This window comes from Xylanibacter sp. (assembly GCF_057607445.1).
Genome location: NZ_DBLZAX010000001.1, coordinates 434674 through 459450 on the forward strand (window position 1 = coordinate 434674; position 24777 = coordinate 459450).

General features: G+C 50.3%; 25 protein-coding genes and 1 tRNA gene. 17 read left to right on the forward strand and 9 right to left on the reverse strand.

Annotation, left to right across the window (positions count from 1 at the left end):
- Positions 1-106 precede the first annotated feature (106 nt).
- From xpt to porQ, 3 genes are all read right to left on the reverse strand, one after another.
- Positions 107-673 carry a xanthine phosphoribosyltransferase gene (gene xpt / locus ACZMIG_RS01680; RefSeq protein ID WP_487888918.1) on the reverse strand — a complete coding sequence of 189 codons (567 nt, stop codon included), beginning with the start codon at positions 671-673 and terminating at the stop codon, positions 107-109.
- 22 nt (positions 674-695) lie between these two features.
- The gene (gene cmk / locus ACZMIG_RS01685; protein WP_487888919.1) at positions 696-1385 is read right to left on the reverse strand and encodes a (d)CMP kinase; all 690 of its coding nucleotides are present in this window, start codon (positions 1383-1385) and stop codon (positions 696-698) included.
- A gap of 71 nt (positions 1386-1456) precedes the next feature.
- The gene (gene porQ, locus ACZMIG_RS01690; RefSeq protein WP_487888920.1) at positions 1457-2404 is read right to left on the reverse strand and encodes a type IX secretion system protein PorQ; all 948 of its coding nucleotides are present in this window, start codon (positions 2402-2404) and stop codon (positions 1457-1459) included.
- 162 nt (positions 2405-2566) lie between these two features.
- Here porQ and ACZMIG_RS01695 point away from each other — a divergent pair, with 162 nt between their 5' ends.
- The 11 genes from ACZMIG_RS01695 (at position 2567) to ACZMIG_RS01745 (ending at position 10929) form a co-directional block, all read left to right on the forward strand.
- Positions 2567-3286, forward strand: coding sequence for an energy transducer TonB (locus ACZMIG_RS01695; protein WP_053397462.1), 720 nt, complete (start codon positions 2567-2569; stop codon positions 3284-3286).
- 34 nt (positions 3287-3320) lie between these two features.
- Complete coding sequence (locus tag ACZMIG_RS01700; protein WP_021853890.1) at positions 3321-4295, forward strand: polyprenyl synthetase family protein; 975 nt, start codon at positions 3321-3323, stop codon at positions 4293-4295.
- A 132-nt stretch (positions 4296-4427) separates the two neighbouring features.
- On the forward strand, positions 4428-5126 hold the full coding sequence (locus tag ACZMIG_RS01705; protein ID WP_021853889.1) for a hypothetical protein: 699 nt from the start codon (positions 4428-4430) through the stop codon (positions 5124-5126).
- Between the two features lie 127 nt (positions 5127-5253).
- A complete protein-coding gene (locus ACZMIG_RS01710) occupies positions 5254-6030 on the forward strand; it encodes a TatD family hydrolase (RefSeq protein WP_418874014.1) in 777 nt (258 codons plus the stop codon).
- A 228-nt stretch (positions 6031-6258) separates the two neighbouring features.
- Positions 6259-6346 (forward strand) — tRNA-Ser (locus tag ACZMIG_RS01715).
- Between the two features lie 28 nt (positions 6347-6374).
- Positions 6375-7301 (forward strand): MotA/TolQ/ExbB proton channel family protein, encoded by a 927-nt coding sequence (locus ACZMIG_RS01720; protein ID WP_316936635.1) that lies wholly within the window; start codon positions 6375-6377, stop codon positions 7299-7301.
- Complete coding sequence (locus ACZMIG_RS01725; protein ID WP_239684850.1) at positions 7298-7822, forward strand: hypothetical protein; 525 nt, start codon at positions 7298-7300, stop codon at positions 7820-7822. The genes ACZMIG_RS01720 and ACZMIG_RS01725 overlap by 4 nt, the downstream gene beginning before the upstream one ends.
- Positions 7823-7949: 127 nt before the next feature.
- Positions 7950-8486 (forward strand): ExbD/TolR family protein, encoded by a 537-nt coding sequence (locus tag ACZMIG_RS01730; RefSeq protein ID WP_021853885.1) that lies wholly within the window; start codon positions 7950-7952, stop codon positions 8484-8486.
- The gene (locus ACZMIG_RS01735; protein WP_125103834.1) at positions 8483-8950 is read left to right on the forward strand and encodes an ExbD/TolR family protein; all 468 of its coding nucleotides are present in this window, start codon (positions 8483-8485) and stop codon (positions 8948-8950) included. The genes ACZMIG_RS01730 and ACZMIG_RS01735 overlap by 4 nt, the downstream gene beginning before the upstream one ends.
- 242 nt (positions 8951-9192) lie before the next feature.
- Positions 9193-9693 (forward strand): Lrp/AsnC family transcriptional regulator, encoded by a 501-nt coding sequence (locus ACZMIG_RS01740; RefSeq protein ID WP_021853883.1) that lies wholly within the window; start codon positions 9193-9195, stop codon positions 9691-9693.
- A 42-nt stretch (positions 9694-9735) separates the two neighbouring features.
- A complete protein-coding gene (locus ACZMIG_RS01745) occupies positions 9736-10929 on the forward strand; it encodes a TlpA family protein disulfide reductase (RefSeq protein ID WP_418874015.1) in 1194 nt (397 codons plus the stop codon).
- A 286-nt stretch (positions 10930-11215) separates the two neighbouring features.
- Here the strand turns inward: ACZMIG_RS01745 and ACZMIG_RS01750 are convergent, their stop codons facing one another.
- The 3 genes from ACZMIG_RS01750 to ACZMIG_RS01760 all read right to left on the reverse strand — a co-directional run bounded on the left by ACZMIG_RS01750 (position 11216) and on the right by ACZMIG_RS01760 (position 14111).
- Positions 11216-11695 carry a dihydrofolate reductase gene (locus ACZMIG_RS01750; RefSeq protein WP_053397467.1) on the reverse strand — a complete coding sequence of 160 codons (480 nt, stop codon included), beginning with the start codon at positions 11693-11695 and terminating at the stop codon, positions 11216-11218.
- Positions 11696-11882: 187 nt separating this feature from the next.
- Positions 11883-12677, reverse strand: a complete 795-nt coding sequence (locus ACZMIG_RS01755) for a thymidylate synthase (protein ID WP_053397468.1) — start codon at positions 12675-12677, stop codon at positions 11883-11885.
- Positions 12678-12683: 6 nt separating this feature from the next.
- Positions 12684-14111 carry a methyltransferase RsmF C-terminal domain-like protein gene (locus ACZMIG_RS01760; protein WP_418874016.1) on the reverse strand — a complete coding sequence of 476 codons (1428 nt, stop codon included), beginning with the start codon at positions 14109-14111 and terminating at the stop codon, positions 12684-12686.
- A gap of 469 nt (positions 14112-14580) precedes the next feature.
- Here ACZMIG_RS01760 and ACZMIG_RS01765 point away from each other — a divergent pair, with 469 nt between their 5' ends.
- The 3 genes from ACZMIG_RS01765 to ACZMIG_RS01775 are packed head-to-tail and all read left to right on the forward strand — an operon-like array spanning position 14581 to position 16160.
- Positions 14581-15285, forward strand: a complete 705-nt coding sequence (locus ACZMIG_RS01765; RefSeq protein ID WP_484449364.1) for a DUF6249 domain-containing protein — start codon at positions 14581-14583, stop codon at positions 15283-15285.
- A gap of 16 nt (positions 15286-15301) precedes the next feature.
- Positions 15302-15838 (forward strand): RNA polymerase sigma factor, encoded by a 537-nt coding sequence (locus ACZMIG_RS01770; protein WP_418874018.1) that lies wholly within the window; start codon positions 15302-15304, stop codon positions 15836-15838.
- Positions 15828-16160, forward strand: coding sequence for a DUF5056 domain-containing protein (locus tag ACZMIG_RS01775; RefSeq protein ID WP_053397471.1), 333 nt, complete (start codon positions 15828-15830; stop codon positions 16158-16160). The genes ACZMIG_RS01770 and ACZMIG_RS01775 overlap by 11 nt, the downstream gene beginning before the upstream one ends.
- A gap of 155 nt (positions 16161-16315) precedes the next feature.
- Here ACZMIG_RS01775 and porE read toward each other — a convergent pair whose 3' ends face one another.
- The 3 genes from porE to ACZMIG_RS01790 all read right to left on the reverse strand — a co-directional run bounded on the left by porE (position 16316) and on the right by ACZMIG_RS01790 (position 21297).
- Entirely contained in the window at positions 16316-18385 is a 2070-nt protein-coding gene (gene porE / locus ACZMIG_RS01780; protein ID WP_487888921.1) for a PorE family type IX secretion system protein, read from the reverse strand.
- A gap of 87 nt (positions 18386-18472) precedes the next feature.
- Complete coding sequence (locus ACZMIG_RS01785; protein WP_487888922.1) at positions 18473-20563, reverse strand: DNA topoisomerase 3; 2091 nt, start codon at positions 20561-20563, stop codon at positions 18473-18475.
- A gap of 98 nt (positions 20564-20661) precedes the next feature.
- Positions 20662-21297: a lactate utilization protein gene (locus tag ACZMIG_RS01790; protein WP_487888923.1), complete on the reverse strand. Its 636-nt coding sequence runs from the start codon at positions 21295-21297 to the stop codon at positions 20662-20664.
- Positions 21298-21979: 682 nt separating this feature from the next.
- On the opposite strand from ACZMIG_RS01790, the gene ACZMIG_RS01795 reads away from it, so the two are divergent.
- From ACZMIG_RS01795 to ACZMIG_RS01805, 3 genes are read left to right on the forward strand one after another with little or no spacing between them, the layout of a single operon-like run.
- Complete coding sequence (locus tag ACZMIG_RS01795; RefSeq protein ID WP_021853870.1) at positions 21980-22717, forward strand: (Fe-S)-binding protein; 738 nt, start codon at positions 21980-21982, stop codon at positions 22715-22717.
- A complete protein-coding gene (locus tag ACZMIG_RS01800) occupies positions 22714-24081 on the forward strand; it encodes a lactate utilization protein B (protein WP_053397476.1) in 1368 nt (455 codons plus the stop codon). Before ACZMIG_RS01795 ends, ACZMIG_RS01800 begins: the two co-directional genes overlap by 4 nt.
- On the forward strand, positions 24078-24668 hold the full coding sequence (locus tag ACZMIG_RS01805; RefSeq protein WP_487888924.1) for a LutC/YkgG family protein: 591 nt from the start codon (positions 24078-24080) through the stop codon (positions 24666-24668). Before ACZMIG_RS01800 ends, ACZMIG_RS01805 begins: the two co-directional genes overlap by 4 nt.
- Positions 24669-24777 lie beyond the last annotated feature (109 nt).

Sequence of the window (24777 nt, forward strand, 5' to 3'; positions counted from 1 at the left end):
GGAGTAGTGAGAGTGATTGTAGTAATGGGACAAATGGAATAATTATGGCGGCGGCACAACTGTGAACCGCCGCCATGATGCTTCTATGTATATTCCTTTTTTGGTGTTATCTTATCTTTATCTCGCAGTTGTCAAGGCTGTCAATTATTGCCAGCGACTCAACTCTCACGCCGGCGTTGCGCAGATATTCGCCGCCGTGCTGAAAGGCCTTTTCTATGATGAAACCCATGCCTGCAAGCGTGGCTCCGGCTTGGTTTACGAGGTCTATTATGCCTTTGGCAGCATTGCCGTTGGCCAGAAAGTCGTCAATGAACAATACGTGGTCGCCTTTGCGCAGAAAGTCCTTGCTCACGCAGATGTCATAGTTGCGGTTCTTTGTGAACGAGTAGACCGTCGTGGTGAGCATGTTTTCCATCGTTACTGGCTTTTTCTTCTTGGCAAACACCACCGGCAGCTCAAGCAGATAGCCCGTCATTATGGCCGGGGCTATGCCGCTGGCTTCAATGGTTATAATCTTGTTGATGTTGGTAGAGGCAAACCTTCTGACAAACTCCACTGCTATAGACTTCATCAGGATAGGGTCCATCTGATGGTTGATAAAGCTGTCAACCTTCAGGATGCCGCCCTCAAAACATTTTCCGTCGCGCATTATGCGCTCTTTCAGTAGCTTCATGTCCCCTTGCTGTCGTTATTTGTCAGGCTGTGGCCTCGTTAAACTTCTGCATCAGCCATGCCTTCTGCTCGGCTATGGTCATGTTGCTGTTGTCCAGCTCTATGGCGTCGTCGGCCTTGCGCAGCGGCGACACCTCGCGGTGAGAGTCGATATAGTCGCGCTCCTTCACGTTCTTCAGTATGTCGTCAAAGTCGGCCGGCATGCCTTTGGCCTTCAGTTCGTCGTAGCGTCTCTGCGCCCTCACTTCGGCCGATGCCGTTACGAATATCTTGAGTTCGGCGTCGGGGAATACCACGGTGCCTATGTCTCTTCCGTCCATTATTATGCCTTTCTCCTTGCCCATGGCCTGCTGCCGGGCAACGAGGGCCTTTCTTACAAACGGCAGTGCGGCTATAGGGCTTACGCGGGCAGACACCTCCATTGTGCGTATGTCTTTCTCAACAAGTTCGCCGTTGAGGTAAGTGTCCGGCCGGCCGGTCTCGCTGTTCAGCCTGAACGAAATGATTATCTCGCCCATCTTCTGTTCGAGTTCGCCGGTGTTGATGCTTCCGTCGGCGTTAAACAGACCGTTGCGCATGGCATAGAGCGTGACAGAGCGGTACATCGCGCCCGTGTCGACATAGATATATCCCACCTCACGTGCCAGGTCTTTGGCCATAGTGCTTTTGCCGCATGACGAATAACCGTCGATGGCTATTGTTATTTTCTTCATGTCTTGTTTATTTTGTTCTTGATATTTTTTCTTTTATTGATGTCTGCCGCATGCAGTCTCTGTGCGGCCCTTTACAGCGAATAGCTGACGTTTACGAGCAGCGAGTTTGACGACACGTGATATTTGCCGTAGCCCAGCTGCAGCTTGAAGCGTTCGAGCTGCAGGCCCGCTCCGAACGACCATCCCGCTCCGTGGCTGCTCTCGTCGTCGGTGCCGCTGCCTATCGTCATCTCGTCGGCACGCCTGAAGTTATATCCGGCAGCCAGGTATATCTGCTGCGACAGGATGATGTCGGCGCCAATCACGAGGTGATTTATCAGCCCATAGTCCCAGTCGGTAAGTCCAACCAGCGTTGCCGACAGCCTGAACGGCAGCGACGCAAACCTTTTGCTAACTCCTGCCTGCATGTCGAACGGCATCTTCTCGTACTCCTCGTCATAGGCCTTTATCTGTCCGCCCAGGTTTTTTGCCACGAGCGACACCGACCATTCGCGGTCAGGGTCATAATAGTTGAGTCCGAGGTCTATGCCCACGGCCAGCGAGCTGTAGTCGCCGATGTAAGAATTTATGAATTTAGCCGTTATTCCGCCAACCAGTTTGTCGGTCAGTATATAGCTGAACACTCCGCTTATGGCAATGTCCTTGGCCGAAAACTCGCCTTTTATGACGTTGTTCTCGTCAGTCTCCTTCATCTTTCCGTAGTCCATATACTGAGCCATGACGGCCACGGAGGCCTTGTCCTTTATGATGCGGTTGAACGATGCACTGGCTGTGGTTGCACCCGCCATGTAGGTCATGAAGTTGAGGTTAATGCTTTTGTCGCTCACCGATGCAAGCAGTGCAGGGTTGCTGAACATCAGCGAAGGGTCGTCTTCTATTATGGTGATGTTTTCGCCGCCGAGAGCTGCAGCGTGGGCACTTACCGGAATACGCAGAAAGTTGTATCCGGTCTGGCTGTCCTGCGCGCCGGCAGTAACGGCAAAAAGCGTCAGCAAAAACAAAAAAACGGTTTTTTTCATCGATTTCTGTTATTTTTACGGCAAAGATACACCTTTTTTCAAATATCTACGTTACTTTTGTAGAGTGAAAATAAGGTGTCATGCACATTTGTTCTTGATAATAACGCCAAAAAAGTCAGATTAGTATGTGCAGGCCCTAAGGTATTAATCATCATTGGTCAGGTGGAACTTAAGAAATCATATAAGGCCGACTTGGAACATCAGCGCGCATCAGGCTTCTTGTTAGGTCTGATAGTAGTGCTGTCGCTGTTCCTGGTTTGCCTTGAATTTACCACGTCAAGCCCGTCGACTGACGTAGCTGACGATATTCTTGACGATGTTTCGCAAGACATTGAGATGATGCCTGTGCTGCAGCAGAAGAACATGATTGCCGCCCCTCAGGTTGCCCCCAAGGCTGCCGTGCCCGAGAAAATGAAGGTGGTGGACGAGCAGGTTGCCGACGTGGTGGAACAGCATGACGGCACAGACACCGATAATGACGCGCAGGCCGGAGCTGCCGGAAGCAGCGAGGCTGCAGAGAGCCAGACAGCGGCACTGTCGCCTGTGGCTGTTGACGAAGACGACAATCCTCTCAACTTTCAGGTTATAGAGCGCCTGCCGGAGTTTCCCGGTGGCATGGTGGAGTTTATGAAGTGGCTCACCAAGAATCTCTCATATCCTGTCATTGCACAGCAACAGAAGATACAGGGCAAGGTCCTTGTGTCGTTCATAATAAATAAAGACGGAACGATAAGCAGTCCGAAGGTGGTTAAATCGGTCAGCCCCGAGCTCGACCGCGAGGCATTGCGCGTGATACGCATAATGCCGAAATGGAAACCGGGCGAGGACCACGGTAAGCCATGCCGCACGTACTTCTGCATTCCCGTCGTGTTTAAGTTGTAATAATTATTCTGCAATCTTAAAAACCTTTATCACTATGTTAACGGCAAACGAAATACTACAAAAGATTAACTCGTATCTTGACAACATGCCTTACGAACGTAAGCCGCAGAGCCTTTATGACCCCATTAAGTATGTGCTGTCGATGGGCGGCAAGCGCATACGCCCGTCGCTGGTGCTGATGGCCTACAATTTATATAAGGATGACCCCGAGAGCATATTGTCTCAGGCCTGCGGCCTTGAGATTTATCATAACTACACGCTGCTGCACGACGACCTTATGGACAACGCTGCCATGAGGCGCGGCCACCAGACCGTACACGTTAAATGGAACGCCAATACGGCCGTGCTGTCAGGCGACAGCATGTATGTGCTGGCGTTCAAGCGCATGGCGCAGAGCGCACCCGACAAGGTGAAGCCCGTGCTCGACACTTTTATAGAGACGGCTCTGCAGGTAGGCGAGGGACAGCAGTATGACATGGACTTCGAGAAACGCACCGATGTTACAGAGGAAGAGTATATAGAGATGATACGCCTCAAGACGAGCGTGCTGCTGGCATGCGCCCTGAAGATAGGTGCCGTGCTGGCCGGAGCTTCAGAGAGCGATGCCGACAATTTGTATAAGTTTGGCGAGCAGATAGGTCTGGCCTTCCAGCTGCAGGACGACTATCTTGATGTCTATGGCGACCCGAAGGTTTTCGGCAAGGCCATAGGTGGCGATATCCTGTGCAACAAAAAGACATATATGCTCATCAATGCATATAACAGAGCCGACGAGGCACGCCGCAATGAACTCGTTAAATGGATTACGGCCACTGACTTTAATCCTGAGGAGAAGATAAAGGCCGTTACTTCGATATATAACGAACTGGGCATCGACCGCCTGGCTGAAGACAGAATAAAATACTATTTTGAGCAAAGCCGCAAATATCTCGATCTCGTCAGTGTTGACGATGAGCGCAAGAGCGTGCTCCGTGCATACACCGATGCCATGATGGGCCGCAAGGCTTAGGCGGCAGTCTGCTTTAGTTCCTTTCCCCGCCATGTCTTTGTGCGGGATGATTATGCGGATGCCGGCCGGGCCTGCAAGAGGCTTTGCCGGCGTGAGATTTATTTAATAATATTTTTATGTGATATAAAAGAAATGCCATACCGACGACTACCGAAGACAGACGCAGCCCGTTTGAGGGCACTGAAGACATTGCTCGACAACAACGATATCTACACCGTGCGCAACCGCTTCATAGACTGGAAAACCCTTAACCGTGCGCAGCCGGCATACGACAGACTGCTCACAGCCTCTGAGCAGTATAAGGTGAGCTATGCAGCCCAGCTGAGAGGAGCCGGAAAGGGCGACAAGCTGCAGCGCAATGCCACGATGTATGTAAGCCATTTTGTGCAGGTGCTTTTGATGTCGGTAGAGCGCGGAGAGATTAAGAAGTCGAACCTCAAGCTGTATGGACTTGATGAGAGTACAACGTCGCTGCCCAACATTAAGACCATATCTGGTCTGATAAAGTGGGGCACGCAGGTTGTTGAAGGCGAGAAAGCCCGGATAAAGAAAGGCGGACGGCCGATATTTAACCCTACGATAGGCATGGTCAGCACTCATCTTGACATATTCAAGGAGAACAACGATCAGCAAAAGCGTCTGCAAGACCGCACCGCTCAGGCTCTTGAGGCTTTGAAGACAATACGTCCGGAGGTAGACAGCGTGCTGTTGGAACTGTGGAATCAGATAGAGGAAAACTTCAAGAATGAGCCGCCTGAGGTGAGATTTGCCGAATGCCGCAAATACGGCATAATATATTATTACCGCAGAAAAGAAGAGCATTTATATTGATTTGAAGCTTTGGTGCTATTCTGCTGAATGTTCTTTCATTGCCGTTTGCCGGCTTGCTGTTGCCTGCTGTTCTTTGCACTACAGCCGTAACGGACAATGATGTCTTAATTGAAAAAATGTTTGGAGAATGAATTTTATAGACACACATACACATCTCGACGGCGAAGAGTTTGATGCCGACCGTGATGAGACAATACAGAGAGCAAAGGATGCCGGTGTGAGCAAGGTGTTTATACCGGCTATCGACATGCTGTCGGTAAGCAGGGTGCTTGCCGTGTGCGACCGTTATCCCGGCTATGCTTATCCGATGATAGGACTGCATCCTGAAGAAGTAAGAGCCGACTGGCAGGATGTATTGAAAGAAATGAAGCCTGTACTTGATGCCAACCGCGACAAGGTTATTGCTGTAGGCGAGGTGGGACTCGACTATTACTGGAGCCGTGAGTTTGAGCAGGAGCAGCTGTTGGCGTTTGAGGAGCAGGTCAGATGGTCGATAGAGTATCGGCTGCCGCTGATGATACATTGCCGGAAGGGACAGAACGAAATGGTGCGTCTGTTGCGCAGTTATGAGAAGAAACTGCCGGGAGGTGTTTTCCACTGCTTTACAGGCAACGAGAAGGAGGCTGCCGAACTGCTGTCGTTCGACAGGTTTGTACTCGGCATCGGTGGAGTGCTGACTTTCAAAAAGTCTCATTTGCCGGAGGTGTTGCCCACGGTTCCGCTCGACAGAATTGTGCTTGAAACCGACTCGCCGTACATGGCTCCGGTTCCGATGCGCGGAAAGCGTAATGAGAGTGCCTACGTGGCTTATGTGCTGAAGCGTATGGCAGAATGTTACGGAGTGAGCGAGGAACAAGTGGCTGAGGCTACAAATGCCAACGTAAAGCGCGTGTTTTCAGTGTGATAGATGTTGTTGGCATAAATGCGAATGACGTTTGGTGCGTTCTTTCTTTCCGCTTATTCTCATTGGACGTCAGAATATGTCATGCGTGGCAGTATTACATATGGAAGCCGGTAAAAACTAAAAATATCAAAAATGCCGGCGTAAAGCTAAAAAAGATGTGATTTTTTGATGAAAATAGATGGAAAAAAGATAATTTTGCATCCCGTAAACTAAATTAAGTTCAGGTAAGGAAAGGTGCTCGAGTGGCTGAAGAGGCACGCCTGGAAAGCGTGTAAACGTTAAAAGCGTTTCGGGGGTTCGAATCCCCCTCTTTCCGCTTAATGTTTTTCTAATTCATAACAGATATGAGTAATCTGATTGCAAAGATTGCAATAACAACGATCCTCGCATTTTCTATCGGCCATTCGGCGTTTGCTCAGAATGGTGAAATAACCGGGCAGATGAAGTCGAAAGCCGTGTCAACTCTTGCTGCCGATCAGCCCAAGTCGCACAAAACACAAACTCCTGCAGGGAAAGCTGTGGAAGATAACACTGCAAAAGAACAGCAAGACACTGCTGCTCAGTCAGCACCTGCCGACTCGCTAGACCTTGACATGGCTGAAGTGCCTGACTCTACGATGATGCCGGTGGAGAGTGAAGGTTTCCATAAAACACTGAAGGTAAAGTATATTGAAGGCAACGCCGGATTCATGTCGTTTGTGGCACTGGTGCTGGTGCTTGGTCTTGCGTTCTGCATTGAGCGCATAATTTATCTTACATTATCTGAGATAAACGCCAAAAAGCTTATGACCGACCTGGAGCCTCTCATTATGAAAGGCGACATTGAAGGGGCAAAGACCATCTGCCGCAACACGCGCGGACCGGTGGCTTCAATCTGTTATCAGGGTCTTATGCGTATAGACGAGTCGATGGATGACGTTGAGCGCAGCATAACTTCTTATGGTTCGGTGCAGGCTGCTAACCTTGAGAAGGGATGTTCGTGGATAACGCTGTTTATAGCCATGGCTCCGTCGCTCGGATTCCTTGGTACAGTTATCGGTATGGTCATGTCGTTTGAGCAGATACAGATGGCAGGCGACATCAGTCCAACCATCGTTGCTGCCGGTATGAAGGTGGCGCTGATAACTACAATATTCGGACTTATTGCCGCCCTGATAATGCAGGTGTTCTACAATTACATACTTTCAAAGATAGAGCACATAACGAGTCAGATGGAAGAGTCGGCCATAACGCTGCTCGACATCATAATGAAATATAAACTTACACGATGATGCGCATCTCATTAAAAAGCATTAGACAACTTTCGGCAGAGCAGATATCCACACGTGTGCTGTATGTTCTGCTTGCCGTCATTGTGCTTCTGTTCGGCGCGTTCTTTCTGATAGGATACGACATTCCGTATGATGAAGATCCGACGTTTAATGCTCCTATGTTTACTGATGCCGTGCTTGTGTTTATTTATATGCTTGTGCTGGCTACGGTGGGCATTACGGCTTATGCCGTGTACAGAAGTATCAAGGGACGCGACAAGACATCTGACACGATCAACAATATTCCGGCGGCTAAGATTGTCTGGCTTACAACAGGCCTTACGGCAGCAAGTCTGTTGCTTACGTTCCTGCTTGGTTCGTCAGAGCCAGTCATGGTCAACGGAGTGAAATATGCTGATGTGTTCTGGCTTAAAGCTACCGACATGTTCATCAATACGGCGTTGATATTGCTGTTTGTTGCCGTCTGCGGCGTAGTGTTCGGACTTTCGGGATACAACAGAAAAGTAAATCTGAATAAATAAAGTGCAGTGTCGTACTGAATATCGCCTTATCAGACATATGTGTTAAGACAAACGGCATGACATCAAATGTGTGCGATATGGCGTACATGCACTTGCATAAAGAAGAATATAACATCGGTCAAAGAAAATGATTCTGAGGCATAACAAACGTGAAGTACCTTTGCTGAACACCACGTCAACGGCTGACATATCTTTCATCCTGTTGGTGTTTTTCCTTATCATGACGTCTATGGACGTTGATAAGGGACTGCAACGTCAGTTGCCTCCGCCTGACCGTGACAAGACAGAAGAGGTGGCTGACATAAGCAAAGGCAACATGCTCGACCTGCAACTTACGTCGTCCAACAAGCTTATTGCTGACGGCAAGCCGCTTGATGTTGCGCAGCTGCGTTCGCGTGTGATGACGTTTGTCGGCAAGACGGCCGACCGCCAGCGTCACATTATATCGGTGACGGTAGACCGCAAGACCAGTTATGACCTTTATTTCAACGTACAGAACGAGATAATGGCGGCGTATAAAACTCTCAGAAACAGATATGCACTGAAGACATACGGGCGGGAGTACGAACGTTGTACGGCCGCGCAGCGTGAGAAAGTAAGAGAATATTATCCCCAGCGTATAGCTGAGACAACGGTGGCTGAAGCCGAAGGAGGTGAGATATGACAATGTTCAGACGCAGCAGGCGTACCGTGCCGATGCTAAACACGGCTGCATTGCCCGACCTTATATTTACGGTGCTGTTCTTTTTTATCACCGTTACACACATGCGCCAGGTAACTCTGAAAGTGAAATACAGAGTGCCGGAGGGAACAGAACTTACTAAACTTACAAAGAAATCTGCCATTACACATATTTATATCGGCAAGCCTACAAAAGAGATGAGGCCGCAGGCTGGAAACAATACGCGCATACAGATTAACGACAAGTATGCAGACATTCCTGCCGTAGTGGACTTTGTTACAGAAGAACGCCGCCGCATGTCGCCTGAAGACGCAAAAATAATGAGCGTGTCGGTCAAGGCTGACCGCGAGACAGAGATGGGAGTTATGAGCGATTTGCGTCAGGCTCTGCGTGAGGCTGGTGCCCTGCGCGTGAATTATTCAGCCGTTGAAAAAAGCAAAAAGTAATTTTTGTTATTGTAAAGATGTTATAATCTGTTATCAAGAAGTAAAATTTTGCTTTAAATCTATTGCAGAAATGATAAATTTATCATATCTTTGCACAAATTAATCGGTCAGTTGGATTTTGATAACAGCATGTTCTTGCGTCACAGATGCCGGCGTTTGCCGTGGCGGACGTATGGCATAAAAACAAAAGCACTCTTTATCCATGGCTGTATTTATGTTTGTTTTAATCTAAAACTTAGAAAATGGCGCATCACAATTTAGATTCATTAGACAAGAAAATCCTTAGGCTTATTGCTGAGGACGCTCGTATTCCTTTCCTTGAGGTGGCTCGTTCGTGCAACGTAAGCGGCGCTGCCATTCATCAGCGTATACAGAAACTCAATAGTCTCGGAGTGTTGAAAGGTTCACAATTTATAATCGACCCTGAGAAAATTGGTTACGAAACATGTGCTTATATAGGTCTGAACCTCAGGAATCCTGAAGATTTTGACAAGGCTGTTGAGGCTTTGAGAAACATACCTGAAGTCGTTGAATGTCATTATACAACGGGCGACTACGATATGTTTATTAAGATTTACGCATTCAACAATCACCATTTGCTCAACATCATTCACGACCGTCTGCAGCCGCTGGGATTGTCACGAAGCGAGACTATCATATCATTCAATTCGGCATTCGACCGACAGTTGCCTATTGTGGACATACCGGTTGACGATGAGGACGAAGATGATGTAATCGAATAAAAATTTAAACCAAGGCGTAATTGCCTTGGTTAATTTGTTATTATGAGGAAACAAGTCTTATTTATTTTATCTTTATTCTTGGCCATTAACCTTCATGCTGAGAATAAGTTTGTTATTGAAGGAAGTGTTGCCAATGTGCCCGACGGTCTTATCGTTGAACTTCTGCGTAATGAAGACAATGTAGGAATGCTTGTGGCTTCTGACACCTTGCGGAACGGCAAGTTCCGTTTTGAGGAAGAAACTTCAGGCAACGGCACCGACTGGATGTTCCTGACGGCAAGGACGGAAAACTATTACAGCATGATTTTGTATCTTTGGGTACGGCCGGGAAGTTCGATAAGAATCTCTGCCGACAATCTTCTTGTGTATACATGGAACGTTGAAAGCGATGTGCCAGAGCAGCAGACAAGGAGCAAGATACTTGCAAGTTCGCGCGATCTCTGGAACGAATATCAGATTTTAGATGGAGATTATGACTCTCTGCGCAGCAGGATAAAATCGGGCAAGTATTCCGGTGAGAAAAAGAAAAGGCAGAAAGCGAGACTCGACAGCATGAAGCAGGCGAAAAGCATGCTGCAGGACCGCATCTCAGCCGTAGAACTTGAGGCTATGGCGAAGCTTGATGTCGACCAGGCCTGGATGCTGAATTATGTTAACACGGCATACATGGTGAATATCTCCAAGAACAAGGATAATCTGGAAAAGGCTAAGGCTCTCTATGCTTATATACCTGATGTGTGGCGTGATTCCTACTCTGGCCGTGAAGCCAAGAATGTTCTTTTCCCCCAGCATGTCGTTGAGGTAGGAGAGGAAGCTGCAGATGCCGACCTCTATGATATTGACGGAAAATTGTGGCATTTGTCTGACTTCAGGGGCAGATACGTGCTTATCGACTTCTGGAGCCGTGGCTGCGGTCCGTGCAAGATGGCCATTCCTGAGATAAAGGAAGCAGCCGACAAGTATAAGGACAGACTTGTGGCGGTAAGCATTTCGGTTGACAATGAGAAGGTGTGGAAGGAGCATTCGGCCACTGAAGGCATTACATGGATGAACCTCAGCGACAAAAATCTCAATACGGGCATTGCCGCTAAATATGGCGTTCGCGGAATACCTTCCTTCGTACTTTTGTCGCCAGACGGGAAAGTTGTCAAGAAGTGGTCGGGCTACAGTAAGGGAGTGATAGAGAAATATATATCCGAACATATCGCCACGGCTGACGTGCCTTCAGGCAAATAGTGTTAGGGCGGATTTAACCCAATTCGGTAATTAAACCGCATATTACTTTATCAGTTTTGTGCATTGATGCTTTCAGTCAGTCTTTTTGTTTCTATTGGCGTCTTTTTGTCATATTTTTATTGACATAACCCGATATGCCTGCGAAAAATCTAACGAAAAACCGTTCAATATAAAGCAAAATACAGACCGAATCCTAATGACAGATTTGGGGTTAAATGACTATTGGGGCTTATCTTAAAATTGTCGCCAAAGAGAACCGACCGGTTGTCTTTGGCGACAAATTTTATTATCTCACATAGTCTACAAAAGCGTATCTGTAGGCATGTTTCTCGTCTATGTCGTGGTCTTCACGCTTTTCTTCTCTCCATCCGTCAAACTCAGGAAAGAATGTGTCGGCATCTTCCGGCGTGTCATCTATCTCCGTAAGACACAACCTGTCGGCACGTTTTATGGCCTGTTCGTAGATGCTTGCCCCACCTATTATATATATGTCCTCGTCGGCAGAGCAGTTGGCCAGGGCTTCGTCGAGCGATGTGTAGCAGTCGCATCCGGCGAAGTCGCGCTTGCTGCGGCTCAGGACGATGTTGCGTCTGTTGGGCAGTGCCCCTTTCGGCAGCGACTCAAAGGTCTTTCGTCCCATTATTATTGTGTGTCCTGTGGTAAGGGCCTTAAACCGTTTGAGGTCGTTTGGCAGCCAGTAAATCAGTTTGTTGTCTTTTCCTATCGCCCGGTTTTGTGCCACGGCGGCAATGATGGTTATTTGCATGATATCTCAGTAGTTAAAGTAGTTATAGTAGTTAAAGTAGTTAAAGCCATTACCTTTGTTGCTGCATTCTGCTGTTGTTATTGTCAATATTCTTGTTGTTGGATGTTTTTCCTGTAAGACTAATGACTTTAACTACTTGGCGAACAACGTGAGCAGTAACTTCTTTAACTACTTTAACTACAGAAATTTATACACTCACCTTTCCTGCAATATGCGGCCAGGGATTATAGTTCTCGAGAGTGAAGTCTTCGTATTTGAAGTCGAAGAGGTCTTTTACGTCGGGGTTGAGCTTCATTACAGGCAGAGGGCGCGGGGTGCGCGTGAGCTGCAGGTCAACCTGCTCAAGATGGTTAAGATATATGTGTGTGTCGCCGGTGGTGTGGATAAACTCGCCCGGCTTTAGTCCCGTCACCTGTGCAACCATCATCAGAAGCAGTGCGTAGGATGCAATGTTGAACGGCACGCCGAGGAATGTGTCGGCGCTGCGCTGATAAAGCTGAAGACTAAGGCGGCCTTCTGCCACGTAAAACTGGAACAGACAGTGGCACGGCGGCAGGTGCATCTGCTCAATGTCGGCCACGTTCCATGCGCTTACTATTATGCGCCTTGAGTCTGGAGTGTTCTTTATCTGGTTGATGATGTTCTTTATCTGGTCTATGTGTCCGCCGTTGTGGTCGGGCCATGAGCGCCACTGATGGCCGTAGACCGGACCGAGTTCGCCGTTCTCGTCGGCCCATTCGTTCCATATCCTTACGCCGTGTTCCTGAAGATATTTAACGTTGGTGTCGCCCTTAAGGAACCACAGAAGCTCGTAAATGATAGACTTCAGATGCAGTTTCTTGGTCGTAAGAAGCGGAAAACCGTCGTCAAGATTAAAGCGCATCTGATTGCCGAAGATGCTTATGGTGCCCGTCCCCGTGCGGTCGTGCTTCATAACGCCTTCGGTTTTGATGCGTCTTAGCAGGTCGAGATATTGTTTCATTGTTGTTTATTTTGTTCTGATTATTTCATTGTATTCGTCAGGCACATGACTGCTCTTTACCTTCCATTCTGCCGGGTAAAGGTTGTTTGCCCTGTTGCCTATGTTCTTTTCGAATCCGAGTGGCACGCCGTTGAACTCTACCAGCACATAGCCGCGCGGCGTGTCGGCCGGTAAGGTTACAGCCTCTTTGCGCAGAAAGCTCATGGCCTGTGCGTAGTTGAGTTCTGCCTGCGCGAAAGTGTCTTTGTTGAGTGCCCTCGACAGGGCGAGCGCCTGTGCCGGAATGATGTCCTTGCCCTTGTTTTCGCCGATGGTTATTCCCGCCGACAATATCTTAAGCGACTTTGCAGCAGCGTCATACACGTCGCGCCACGCCTTTGGTATGGCTGCCGTGATGTTGTCAGAGGTTACAAAGTCGAATCTGTCAGGGTCCTTAATCCAGTCGCGGTTGCAGCTTGCCGTCTCTTTCTTGCTGTTGCGCTGCTTGTCTTTTTTAGCCTTCTTGTCCTTACGCGGCGTGTCGTTGGCGTCGCGTTCGCCGTTTTTGCGCATCACGGCCATGAATATTCCTTCGCCACGAGTAAGTCCGGGCAGGAAACGGTACACAGGTTTGTCGAATCCGCTTAGCAGCGAGCCGGTTATCTTCCAGCTTTCGTCAATGTCAACGGGCAGCAACTCTGCGCCCAGCTCTTCGGTTATATATCTTATGTTTTCTTCGTCTTCTTTGGTGTTGAACGTGCATGTTGAGTAAATCAGCAGGCCGCCCGGCTTCAGGCACTGCCACACGTCGCTCACAATCTCGCGCTGTAGCCGCCAGCATTTCTCCACGTTCTGCACGCTCCATTCGCTTATCGCCATGTCGTCTTTTCTGAACATTCCCTCGCCCGAACACGGCACATCGGTGAGAATTACGTCGAACATAAGACGGCTCTTGCCGAAGTCGCGCGGATAGTTGTTGGTAACAATCACGTCCTCATGACCGAATTTCTGCATGTTCTCAGCCAGAATCTGCGCGCGCGTCCTCATCGGTTCGTTGCTTATCAGCAGGCTGCCTTCGGGCAGGGCTGCTCTCGCCACGGTCGACTTTCCGCCCGGGGCGGCACATAGGTCGAGCATGGTCAGCGGCCCGTCGGACGCATACTGCCTCATGACACGGTCGAGAAACATCGACGATGCTTCCTGAACATAATACAGTCCGGCATGGAGCAGGGGGTCGAACGTGAAGTTTGGCCGTGAGTTAAGATAATATCCGCTGTCGCACCAGCCAACCTTTCCGTCAGAAAGACTTTCGGCAGGTGAGCCGCAGGCACACTTAAACGGATTGAGCCTTATGCTCACGGGCGGCTCGTCGGCCAGTCCGCGGCTTATGATGCTCCACAACTCGTTGCCTGTAAGCGCTTTAGTGTAATTTATAAAATCTTCCGGCAGTGTCATTTGTTAGACGATTTGGATAATGTCGGCAAAGTTACAAATAATTTTAATGTGCGCAACCAAAAAGGTGTCTTGATTTTTTGGTGCCGGCCCTTATATGCATGCCTTCGTGCGTATGTGCCGTGCCGCAACGCATTTTTGTGTCATGGCGCGACTCTCTTGCGGCGCTTTGAAATGTCAGAGTTTTGCGCTGTGTAACCCGTTGATAGTCAGTGCGTTTCCAAAAGACCGTCTTTTGCCTTCTAAAAGGTGCCCTTTTAGCGTGCAATTTGTGGCCTTTTGGAAGGTAAAAGCATACCTTTTGCAAGACCGCCGTTCACGGGCTGTTTTATTGAAGGCGTTTGGTGGCGTTATTCCTGCATGACGGAAGAAATGAGATAAAAATGCATTTTTTTGAAAATTTCTTGTTTTCCGTGCAACCTTTTCACCCTTTCATACGTCTAACGGATAGAACAAAAAATAAAATTAAGATATGAAAAAGTTATTTATCATTTTAGCCATGGCAGCCACGCTGGCCGCTCCTGTTCAGGCTCAGAAGTCGCTCTACAGGCACAATCCGCAGGTGGTGAACAGCCAGACGGCTGCCGACACGGGCGAGGTGGTGGCCTATTCAGACACAACGGGCGCAGCACGCGACACAAGTGCGGCTCAGACAACAGCCTCAGACGAAGACGAGGCAGTAAGCGTAAAGCAGTTTGACGACGTGTCCGATCCGTTTACGCTCATTGCATATCTGGCAGATTTGGGCGGAGCAGGCAGCGTATTGGTGGCCATTGCCTTTGTGTTGCTGTGCATCCTGGTGGTGCTTTCGCCGTTCCTTTTTGTCGCACTCATCATCTATCTGGTGCTGAAAAACCGCAACCAGCGCTACCGTCTGGCCGAAAAGGCCATGGAGAGCGGGCGCCCTATACCCGATAATCTGCTGAAGAAAGACGACTTCAGCAATGAAGCTCTATGGAAGAAAGGCGTAAAGAACGGCTGTCTCGGCATCGGTCTTGTGGTCTGCTTCTACATCATCGGCGCCAATCCGCTCACCGGCATAGGCTGGCTCGTGTTCTTCTATGGTCTCGGTCAGTGTATCATTGCCCGCACCACAGGCCGCAGAAAGCGTACTGACGAAAGCGATTTCTTCATGGACGACATAAAAGACGAGCCGGACGGCGATAAGGAAAAGTAATATTACGGGGTAGAAGGTGAAACAGCTTAATGACATATCGTTGGTTACGAGGGTGGCCGTTTTTCACGACAAGAAGGCGTTCGACGCGCTTGTCGTGAAATACCAGGCGGCCGTCAGGAGGTTCTTCCTCAGCCAGACGCTGGGCGATGCGCAGCTCAGCGACGACCTGGCGCAGGACACCTTCATCAAGGCCTACACCAACATAGGGCGTTTCAGGGGGCTGTCAGGTTTTTCCACGTGGCTTTATCGCATAGCCTACAATGTGCTTTATGACTACAGACGGTCGCATAAGGTGACAGACGACGTAAGCTCTGTGCCGGCAGACCGCAGTGTGGCGCAGGCTGACAAGGGCCTGAGCATCGACATCTACTCGGCACTGAAACTGCTGAAAGACGACGAGAGGCTCTGTCTGACGCTGCAGATAATCGACGGACTGTCCGTCGACAAGATATCAGAGATAACCTCACTGCCGCTGGGTACGGTGAAGTCGCATCTCTCAAGGAGTAAACACAAACTTGTAAATTATTTAAAGGATAATGGATATGACAGATAACAATGACGATGTTCTGGTAAAAAAGTTCTTCAGCGAAAACCGCATTGACGTGCCCGACGACGGATTCTCAAGGCGTGTCATGCGCCGTCTGCCCGACCGCACACGGCGCATCAGCCGTCTGTGGACAGCGGTGTGTGTCGTTATAGGACTGCTGATTTTCTTCAGAAACAAGGGCTTCTCGGTTCTTGTGTCGTGCTTCGACGGCATATTCTCAGATGTCCTTGCCCGCCATGAGCAGCTCAACAATCCTCATCTGCTGTTGCCTGTGGCAATGGTGCTGATACTTTTGTGGGGCGTAGGCTTTGCCGTCCGCGAGCGGTGAGCGGCGTGCATGGCGTTTATCTGCGGCTTCATGATATGATGTTGCGCCTTTCCGGCATGGCGGATTATGTGTCCGTGCCTGCCGTCAAGGCGCATATTGCTTTATCAGATACAATAATCCCCGGAACTGCATGTGTCGTTCCGGGGATTATTGCGTTACATTTCTATCACGAAGCCGTCGTCTTCAGAGCCTCCGTTATCCTGTTCCTTAGCCTTTGGAGGGTTCTTCAGGTTGCCGTTTTCGTCAAACATTCCGTATGTTATCCTCAGCACTATGAACTCGGTGCGGCGGTTCAGCTGGTTGCATATCTCCTGTTTGTCCTTGTCAAGTTTCTTTATAAACTCTTCTGTCAGCACGTCGCCTTCCTTCAGCCACGGATATTTCTCCGTCAGCTTCTTGCGTATTGTCTTCGGCTTCTCCTTGCCGTAGCCCACCGGCGACAGGCGGTCTTTGGCTATTCCGTGCTCTATCAGATAGTTTACCACGGCCTCGGCTCTCTTCTGCGACAGCGTTTTGTTGTATTCCGCGCTGCCCTTATAGTCGCAGTGTGCGCTCAGCTCTATGGTAACGTTGGGGTTTTCGTTCAGCAGCTTGATAAGTTCGTCGAGCGCCTTGGTCGACTCCGGACGCAGCGAATACTTGTCAAAGTCGTAAAAAATGTTGTCTATCAGCACCGGCACACGTATCGAGGCGAGCGGAAACTGCAGCACATATTCTTCTGATTCTGTTACTGGTTTCACCCTCAGTTCTTCCTTATGGTTGAGGAAGCCCTTGCATGTGGCAAGCATCATGTAGTCGACATTCGGGTTTATCACCTGTGTGAAAGAGCCGTCGCCCTTCACGTTCAGCTTCAGGTTGGTGCCGTCGCTGCCTATCATATACACCAGGGCGTCGGGCAGTTCGTAGCCGTCCATCTCGTATACCCATCCCTTCACGGTCTGTATTACCTCAGGTTTCTCAAAGCTGTATATGTGGTCCCAGCCTCTGCCGTCGCCTCTGTTCGACGAGAAGTAGCCGCGGTTATGCGGACCTTCGAAGGTCATTCCGAAGTCGTCTCCATACGAGTTGAGCGGATATCCCGGGTGTTCAAGCACAAATTTTTTTGTCCTTTTGTCCACTTTGGCTATGTATATGTCGAGTCCGCCGAGGCCTTTGTGGCCGTCAGACGAGAAGTAAAGGTCGCCGTTCGACCTGAATGTAGGGAACATCTCGTTGCCCGGCGTGTTGACAGGTTCGCCCAGATTTTCCACGCCTCCAAGCCCGTTGCTCGTAAGTCTCACTCTCCATATGTCGTATCCGCCTTTTCCTCCCGGCATGTCCGATGTGAAGTAGAGCCATTGTCCGTCGGGCGATACGGCAGGATGGGCATAGCTCGACAGCGTGTCGCGTGTTATCTCGAGGGCCGAAGCCTTGCCCCATGCTGCGTCAGAGCGGTTAGATGTTACAATGGTTGCATATCTCGGATAGTTCGGGTCGGTGGTGCATTGTGTGAGATACATCTGACTCTGGTCCGGCGTAAAGCAGCATGCGCCCTCGTCAAACTCAGTGTTGAGGCCTGAAACAATGGCTTCCGGCTTGCCCCATTTGCCCTTGTCGTCCTTCTGCGACACAAATATGTCGCCGGCTTTAGTGCCCGTTATGCCGCTAAGTTCGTCGCCTTCGGCCTCGTTTCTCGTTGATGTGAAGTACAGTTGGTCGTATTCGTCACCGAAGAGCATGGGCGAATAGTCTGCCCGGCGCGAGTTGAACACGTCCATCTTTTTTACTATATATCTCGAGCCGGCTTCCTTTTCGGCCTGTGCTGTCTGTGCCGACAGCAGTCCGGTCTTGGCAAGTTCGTTGTCGGGAAGTGAGTCGAGCACGAGCTGAAACTCCTTTGCAGCCTCCTTATAGCTGCCGTTTTTCATCAGCACACGTGCAAAGGAAAGGTGCGTTTCTATGTCGGCCTTGTTGTATCTTATTGTGTTCCGGTATGCCGCAATAGCCTTTTGTGTTGAGTTTATGCGGTCGTAGCATCTGGCAAGTTTCTTTGCCCGTTCGCCTCTTTTGTCCTTGTCTTTAGGCGAAGTCTTGTTATACGCCGTCTTAAATTCGGCCGCAGCGTCGTAATATTCACCCAAGGCGAGATATTTCTCGCCTTTTTTCATGTAGTGGTCGGCGCCGCACGACGCTGTAAGCAGCATCGTAAAGCATATTATTATGAGTGTGTAAAGCTTTTCTTTCATCACGAAACCTTAGTTGTTATATATAAAACCAATGTACAAGAGCTGTAAAGCCCTTCGTTATTATATAATAACACAAAAAGGCCTGATTTATTGTTTAAAAGGCAGTCTGAATGTGCATCCTTCTTTCCAGCGGCTGCATCCGTAGGCCGTTTTGCCTTTTATGATATGTCCCTGGCCGCAGATTGGGCATGCAGAGCCTACTATCGAGTCGTCGGCCTGCATCGTCTGCTGTGCTGGTTCGGGTTTGGCTGTCTGTGTCGCATCGGCATTCTGCGTTGCGTCAGGCTGTTTTTCGGCAGTTTTTACGGTCTTGCTTTCCGGCTTCTTTCTTGGTTTCGACGCCTTCTTCTGCGTCTTTTTCTTCATGTCTTCGTCACTCATTATTGTTACGTGACGGTTGCTGTTGTCGGCCAGAACGTCGTTGACTATCGTGGTGATCTGCTCTTTCAGTTCGTTGATAAACTGTCCGGCGTCATATTTCTTGTGCTCAATGTCGCGCAGTTTCTTCTCCCATATACCCGTGAGTTCGCAGCTCTTGAGCAGTTCTTCCTTGATGGTGTCAATGAGTTCTATGCCCGTAGGAGTGGCAACTATGTTTTTTCTTTCGCGCTTGATGTAGCGTCTCTTGAACAGAGTCTCGATAATGTTGGCTCTCGAAGACGGTCTTCCGATGCCGTTCTCCTTCAAGGCGGCGCGCAACTCCTCGTCGTCGACAAACTTTCCGGCCGTTTCCATCGCCCTGAGCAGTGTTGCTTCGGTGTAATATTTGGGCGGAGTGGTCCATTTCTCGGTGAGTGTCGGCGTATGGGGGCCGCTCTCTCCCTTTGTGAATGCCGGCAATGTGCGCTCCTCGTCGGAGTTGTTTGCAGCATCGTTGTCGGCGTTTTGCGCGTCCTTGTCATACAGAACGCGCCATCCCGGGTCGTTTATCTGCTTGCCGCTGACCTTAAAGTCAACGTCCTCAACCTTGCCCATGACGGTGGTTGTGGAGAACTTGCAGTCGGGGTAGAACACGCTGATGAAGCGGCGGGCTATCAGGTCGTAGACGTTACGCTCGAGGTCGGTAAGGTTAGAAGCCGGAACGCCGGTGGGGATGATGGCGTGGTGGTCGGTTACCTTAGACGAGTCGAACACCTTCTTGCTCTTTGGCAGCTTGGCGTTTGCAAGCGGAAGCGTGAAGGCTTCGTAGCCCCTGAGCCCCTTGAGAGTGGCGGGACACTTGGGATAGATGTCGTCGCTGAGATACTGAGTGTCCACACGGGGATACGTGGTGAGCTTCTTCTCGTAGAGCGACTGTATGGTGTTGAGCGTCAGTTCGGCGCTCATGGAGAACTTCTTGTTGCAGTCTACCTGCAGCGACGTAAGGTCGTAGAGATGCGGGGGAGCCTCTTTGCCGGCTTTCTTCTGCACGTCGGTTACGACAAAGGGCTTGCCTGCTATCTTGTCGAACGACTGCTCGCCTTCTTCCTTGCTGGTAAACTTGCCCGAAGTGGCCGTGAACAGCGTGTCGCGGTATATCGTTGACAACACCCAGTAAGGCTCCGGCTTGAAGTTGTCTATCTCCTTCTGACGGTTCACTATCAGTGCGAGGGTGGGCGTCTGCACGCGTCCGATGGACAACACCTGCCTGTATTGTCCGTATTTTAGCGTGTAAAGCCTTGTGGCATTCATGCCGAGAATCCAGTCGCCTATGGCGCGGCTCAGTCCGGCGAGATACAGAGGCTGATATTCGTTCTGGTCTTTCAGCGACTGAAATCCCTCGCGTATGGCCTCGTCTGTCATCGACGATATCCACAGACGCTTGACGGGGCATTTGGCCTGAGCCTTCTGCATGACCCATCGCTGTATCAGTTCACCCTCCTGTCCGGCGTCGCCGCAGTTTATTATGCTGTCTGCTGCCTGCATGAGCTTCTCTATCACCGAGAACTGCTTGCGGATGCCGGCATCGTCTATCAGCTTTATGCCAAACCGCTGAGGCAGCATCGGCAGTGCGCTCAGGCTCCACCTCTTCCATAGGGGCGTATAGTCGTCGGGCTCTTTCAGGGTGCATAGATGACCGAAGGTCCATGTAACCTGATAGCCGTTGCCCTCCATGAATCCGTCGCACGGCTTTGTTGCGCCCAGGATTCGTGCTATGTCTTTTGCTACACTTGGTTTCTCTGCAATGCAGACAATCATATATTATGCTTTTATAAGATGTATTTTTTGTTTTATGTGAGATGTTGCTGTCGCACAGGTTGGGCCGTATGGCCGTTGCCTGCGGCGGCAGAAGGGCATCAGTAGCCCAGGTCTTCGCCGACGAGAACCACGGTGTGGCGTCCTGCCGGATGAGAGTTGCGTGTGAAGTGGATGTAGTTGCAGATGCTCTCTGGCGAGTTGCAGTTGTGGCATACGCCGTCTGTCAGACACGGAGTCTTGATGTCGAAGCGTGCCGCATTAATCGGACTTGCCGTAGAGCGTGCCCTTGCCAGTGCGCTCTGAACATCCTGTGCCACCTTGTTGAGTCCCACGACGAATATCACGTGCTTGGGTCCGAAGGTTATCGCTGCCACGCGGTTGCCGTTGCCGTCGATGTTCACTATCACGCCGTCCTCGCTTATGGCGTTGACGCTCGACAGATAGTAGTCGCACGAAAAAGCCTCGCGGTAAATCTGCTGCGCCTCGTCGCGCGTCTTGGCCTCGTCGCGGTCGAGCACCTTCAGGTCTCTTTCGTGCAGGGCCTTTGTCAGCCGCATGTCCCTTATGGTCATCGAGCCGCCCCACGTAACGCTGCTTCCGTCGGGAATCATGGCCGACACAGCCTTTACGGCCTCGGCCGCCGTGGCGCAGTAACAAGCCTCAAAATTGCGGCGTTTCAGGTTCTTGATCATCTTTGCAGCGAGCTTCTCGTTGCGTATCTCTTTAGGTGTCATAATGTTTCTGTAATTATATGTTTGGTGTGAAACAGGAGTGCAAAATTAATAAAATTGCTTCATACATCGTTGACTTTTAAGCATTGTTTATAAAAAAACTTTCCACCTATTATATATAATGCCGCCGTCGGCGCGACGTCATGACAGCTGAAACACTCTCGCCGTGCGCATGTTACGGGCAGGTTCACACCGGTCGGAAACGGATAAAATATGCCTTTGTAAGTGGTTGATAATCAGATGGTTTCTAAAAGGTGTCGTTTTACGCTGCAAAAGGGCATCTTTTGCAGCGTAAAACATGGCCTTTTGCAGCCTGAAAGGTCACCTTTTGCAAACCGTCCGTCCTGCGCGCCATATCTGCCCGGTGCCGTCATGCCTGCGAGGGCGTGGTCTGCAGTGAAGGCTCTGGATGCGTCGTGTCGGTGCCAGTCTGCAATGTCGGTTTTGCAGTCTGGAGCATTGTGCTGCCAAAGTGATTTTCTTTGCGCAAGAGAGGCTCAGTTTGTCGTCCCGTTGTGCTTGTCGTTCGCTTTAAAATTATTACCTTTGCGGTGGGCATGCAGCCTCCGCACAATGACTGAAATGTTTTTTGCCGGCGGTTAAGATGGTTGCGCCCGAATGCGTGGCAGGCTCTTGGCATGTAGTTTTGCAGTCGCCGCGTGCGGACAAGAAAAATACAAAAGATATGAAAACAGGACTTTTTATTCCCTGCTATGTCGATGCGCTGTATCCTGAGGTGGCGGTGGCTTGCTACAAGCTGCTGAAGCATCTTCAGGTAGACGTAACGTATCCGCTAAAGCAGACATGCTGCGGCCAGCCTATGGCAAACGCCGGCTTTGAGAGCAAGGCTGTGCCCTTGGCCGAGCATTTTGAGGACATCTTCAAGGGTTTCGATTATGTGGTGGCCCCTTCGGCCAGTTGTGCGGCTTTTGTAAAGCTCAACTATCCCAGACTGCTTCAGGGCAAGCATTTCTGCGAGACGTCAGACAAGATAATGGACATCTGCGAGTTTCTGCACGATGTACTGAAGGTAAAGTCGCTGCCAGGCAAGTTTTATCATAAGGTAAGTCTGCACAACTCCTGCCACGGAGTGCGCGAGCTTGGCCTTTCGTCGCCCAGCGAGCGCAATATCCCTAAATATTCAAAGCTCAAGGACCTGCTGTCTCTCGTAGAAGGCGTAACCGTCTGCGAGCCGGAGCGCGTTGACGAGTGCTGCGGATTCGGCGGCATGTTCTCGGTTGAGGAGCCTGAGGTGTCTACACAGATGGGCATCGACAAGCTGGAACGCCACATGGCCACGGGCGCAGAGTATATAACAGGCCCCGACAGCTCGTGCCTGATGCATCTGCAGGGCGTGGCAAAGCGGCAGCAGAAGGACATAAAGTTTATTCACATCGTACAAATTTTAGCGGCAGGACTATGAGCACACTACACAGAAAAGCAGCACAGACGTTCCTGAAGAACGGAGAGAACGCCAAGTGGCACGACGCCACGTTCTGGGCACTGCGCGACAAGCGCGACAACATGGCCATGGGACTAGACGAGTGGGAACGCCTGCGCGACACGGCCAGCGCCATAAAGCGCCACACCGTAACGCATCTTGACAAATATCTTGAGCAGTTTGCCACAAATGCCGAGAAGAACGGAGTGAAGGTTCACTGGGCAAAAGACGCAGAAGAGTTTAACAACATTGTGCTTGAAATACTCACGTCACACAACGTGAAAAAGCTCGTGAAGAGCAAGTCGATGCTGACGGAGGAGTGCGAGATGAACCCCTTCCTCGAGCAGCACGGCATAGACGTCGTTGAGACAGACCTCGGCGAGCGCATTCTTCAGCTTATGAAGCAGAAGCCGAGCCACATCGTAGTGCCGGCCATACATATCACGCAGGAAGAGGTGGGACATCTCTTTGAGCGCGTGCTCGGAAGCGAGAAGGGCAATTATGACCCCACATATCTTACATATCAGGCACGCATAAGCCTGCGCAACGAGTTTATGACGGCCGACGCAGGCATGACGGGCGCCAACTTTGGCGTTGCCGCCACGGGCGACATCGTGGTGTGCACCAACGAGGGAAATGCCGACATGTCTACCTCTGTGCCTAAGCTGCATATAGCCGCAATGGGCCTCGAGAAGGTGATACCCGACTACCGTTCGCTGGCTGTGTTCCAGCGTCTGCTCTGCCGCGCGGCCACAGGTCAGCCTACAACAGCCTTCACATCACACTTCCGCAAGGCGCGTCCGGACGGCGAGATGCACATAATATTGGTAGACAACGGACGCAGCGACATCATAGCGAACACGGAACACTGGGAGACGCTGAAGTGCATACGCTGCGGCTCTTGCATGAACACGTGCCCCGTCTACCGCCGCAGCGGAGGCTACTCATACACATACTTCATTCCGGGACCTATCGGAATAAACCTCGGAATGCTGAAAAGTCCGGTTAAATATTCCGACAACGTGAGCGCATGCTCGCTCTGCTGTTCGTGCGACAATGTGTGCCCCGTTAAGGTGAACCTGTCGGAACAGATATACAGATGGCGCCAGAACCTCGACTCGCTGGGCAAGGCAGACCCGATGAAGAAGGCCATGTCGGCAGGCATGGAGTATCTCTTCGGCCATCCGGGCCTCTACAGCACGTCGCTCAGATTTGCGCCGCTGGCCAACCATCTGCCGCGACTGCTGATGTATAACAAACTTAACGGGTGGGGCATAGGGCATGAGATGCCGGAGTTCCCGCGCGAATCATTCCAGACAATGTGGAAGAAAGGAGAAGTGAAATGAGCACGAAGGAAGAAATACTTTCAAGATACCGCCGCAACATGAAGGTTACGGGGCAGTATGACATGCCCGACTTTAGCACTCTGAAGGGTGTTGAGTACGACAATACTCTGGCGCAGTTTGTAGCCATGAGCGAGAATGTGGGCAGCCATGTGGTAGACCTGTCCGCCGGCGACGACATAAACAGTGTTATCAAGAGCCTCTATCCCGAGGCAAAGGTGTTTGCGAGCAGTCTGCCCGAAATAACCATTGCCGACCGCAATCCCGACACCGTTGAAAAGGCGCAGGACCTCAACGGAACCGACGTTGGCATTGTAAGGGGCGAAATAGGAGTGGCAGAGAACGGCTGTGTGTGGATTCCGCAGACCATGAAAGAGAAGGCCGTATGCTTTATCTCTGAATATCTTGTCATACTGCTCAGCCGCAAGAGCATCGTGAGCAACATGCATCAGGCATACGAGCGCATACAGTTTACCGACTATGGCTACGGCTCGTTCATATCAGGACCGTCCAAGACGGCCGACATCGCGCAGGCTCTTGTTATGGGAGCGCAGGCTGCGCGAGGCGTAACCGTGATACTTACAGACTGAAATTCTGTAGTCTACAATACATAAATTAAGCCCAAACCGGCTGTTACTCTTTCTGAAAGATGTAATATAACAACCGGTTTGGGCTTTATCTTTTGTTTGATTTACCTTA

Excerpts from the sequence above, each read along its gene's own strand:
- xpt (WP_487888918.1), bottom strand. The coding sequence starts at position 673 with ATGAAGCTACTGAAAGAGCGCATAATGCGCGACGGAAAATGTTTTGAG.
- cmk (WP_487888919.1), bottom strand. The coding sequence starts at position 1,385 with ATGAAGAAAATAACAATAGCCATCGACGGTTATTCGTCATGCGGCAAA.
- porQ (WP_487888920.1), bottom strand. The coding sequence starts at position 2,404 with ATGAAAAAAACCGTTTTTTTGTTTTTGCTGACGCTTTTTGCCGTTACT.
- ACZMIG_RS01700 (WP_021853890.1), top strand. The coding sequence starts at position 3,321 with ATGTTAACGGCAAACGAAATACTACAAAAGATTAACTCGTATCTTGAC.
- ACZMIG_RS01705 (WP_021853889.1), top strand. The coding sequence starts at position 4,428 with ATGCCATACCGACGACTACCGAAGACAGACGCAGCCCGTTTGAGGGCA.
- ACZMIG_RS01710 (WP_418874014.1), top strand. The coding sequence starts at position 5,254 with ATGAATTTTATAGACACACATACACATCTCGACGGCGAAGAGTTTGAT.
- ACZMIG_RS01720 (WP_316936635.1), top strand. The coding sequence starts at position 6,375 with ATGAGTAATCTGATTGCAAAGATTGCAATAACAACGATCCTCGCATTT.
- ACZMIG_RS01725 (WP_239684850.1), top strand. The coding sequence starts at position 7,298 with ATGATGCGCATCTCATTAAAAAGCATTAGACAACTTTCGGCAGAGCAG.
- ACZMIG_RS01730 (WP_021853885.1), top strand. The coding sequence starts at position 7,950 with ATGATTCTGAGGCATAACAAACGTGAAGTACCTTTGCTGAACACCACG.
- ACZMIG_RS01735 (WP_125103834.1), top strand. The coding sequence starts at position 8,483 with ATGACAATGTTCAGACGCAGCAGGCGTACCGTGCCGATGCTAAACACG.
- ACZMIG_RS01740 (WP_021853883.1), top strand. The coding sequence starts at position 9,193 with ATGGCGCATCACAATTTAGATTCATTAGACAAGAAAATCCTTAGGCTT.
- ACZMIG_RS01745 (WP_418874015.1), top strand. The coding sequence starts at position 9,736 with ATGAGGAAACAAGTCTTATTTATTTTATCTTTATTCTTGGCCATTAAC.
- ACZMIG_RS01750 (WP_053397467.1), bottom strand. The coding sequence starts at position 11,695 with ATGCAAATAACCATCATTGCCGCCGTGGCACAAAACCGGGCGATAGGA.
- ACZMIG_RS01755 (WP_053397468.1), bottom strand. The coding sequence starts at position 12,677 with ATGAAACAATATCTCGACCTGCTAAGACGCATCAAAACCGAAGGCGTT.
- ACZMIG_RS01760 (WP_418874016.1), bottom strand. The coding sequence starts at position 14,111 with ATGACACTGCCGGAAGATTTTATAAATTACACTAAAGCGCTTACAGGC.
- ACZMIG_RS01765 (WP_484449364.1), top strand. The coding sequence starts at position 14,581 with ATGAAAAAGTTATTTATCATTTTAGCCATGGCAGCCACGCTGGCCGCT.
- ACZMIG_RS01775 (WP_053397471.1), top strand. The coding sequence starts at position 15,828 with ATGACAGATAACAATGACGATGTTCTGGTAAAAAAGTTCTTCAGCGAA.
- porE (WP_487888921.1), bottom strand. The coding sequence starts at position 18,385 with ATGAAAGAAAAGCTTTACACACTCATAATAATATGCTTTACGATGCTG.
- ACZMIG_RS01785 (WP_487888922.1), bottom strand. The coding sequence starts at position 20,563 with ATGATTGTCTGCATTGCAGAGAAACCAAGTGTAGCAAAAGACATAGCA.
- ACZMIG_RS01790 (WP_487888923.1), bottom strand. The coding sequence starts at position 21,297 with ATGACACCTAAAGAGATACGCAACGAGAAGCTCGCTGCAAAGATGATC.
- ACZMIG_RS01795 (WP_021853870.1), top strand. The coding sequence starts at position 21,980 with ATGAAAACAGGACTTTTTATTCCCTGCTATGTCGATGCGCTGTATCCT.
- ACZMIG_RS01800 (WP_053397476.1), top strand. The coding sequence starts at position 22,714 with ATGAGCACACTACACAGAAAAGCAGCACAGACGTTCCTGAAGAACGGA.
- ACZMIG_RS01805 (WP_487888924.1), top strand. The coding sequence starts at position 24,078 with ATGAGCACGAAGGAAGAAATACTTTCAAGATACCGCCGCAACATGAAG.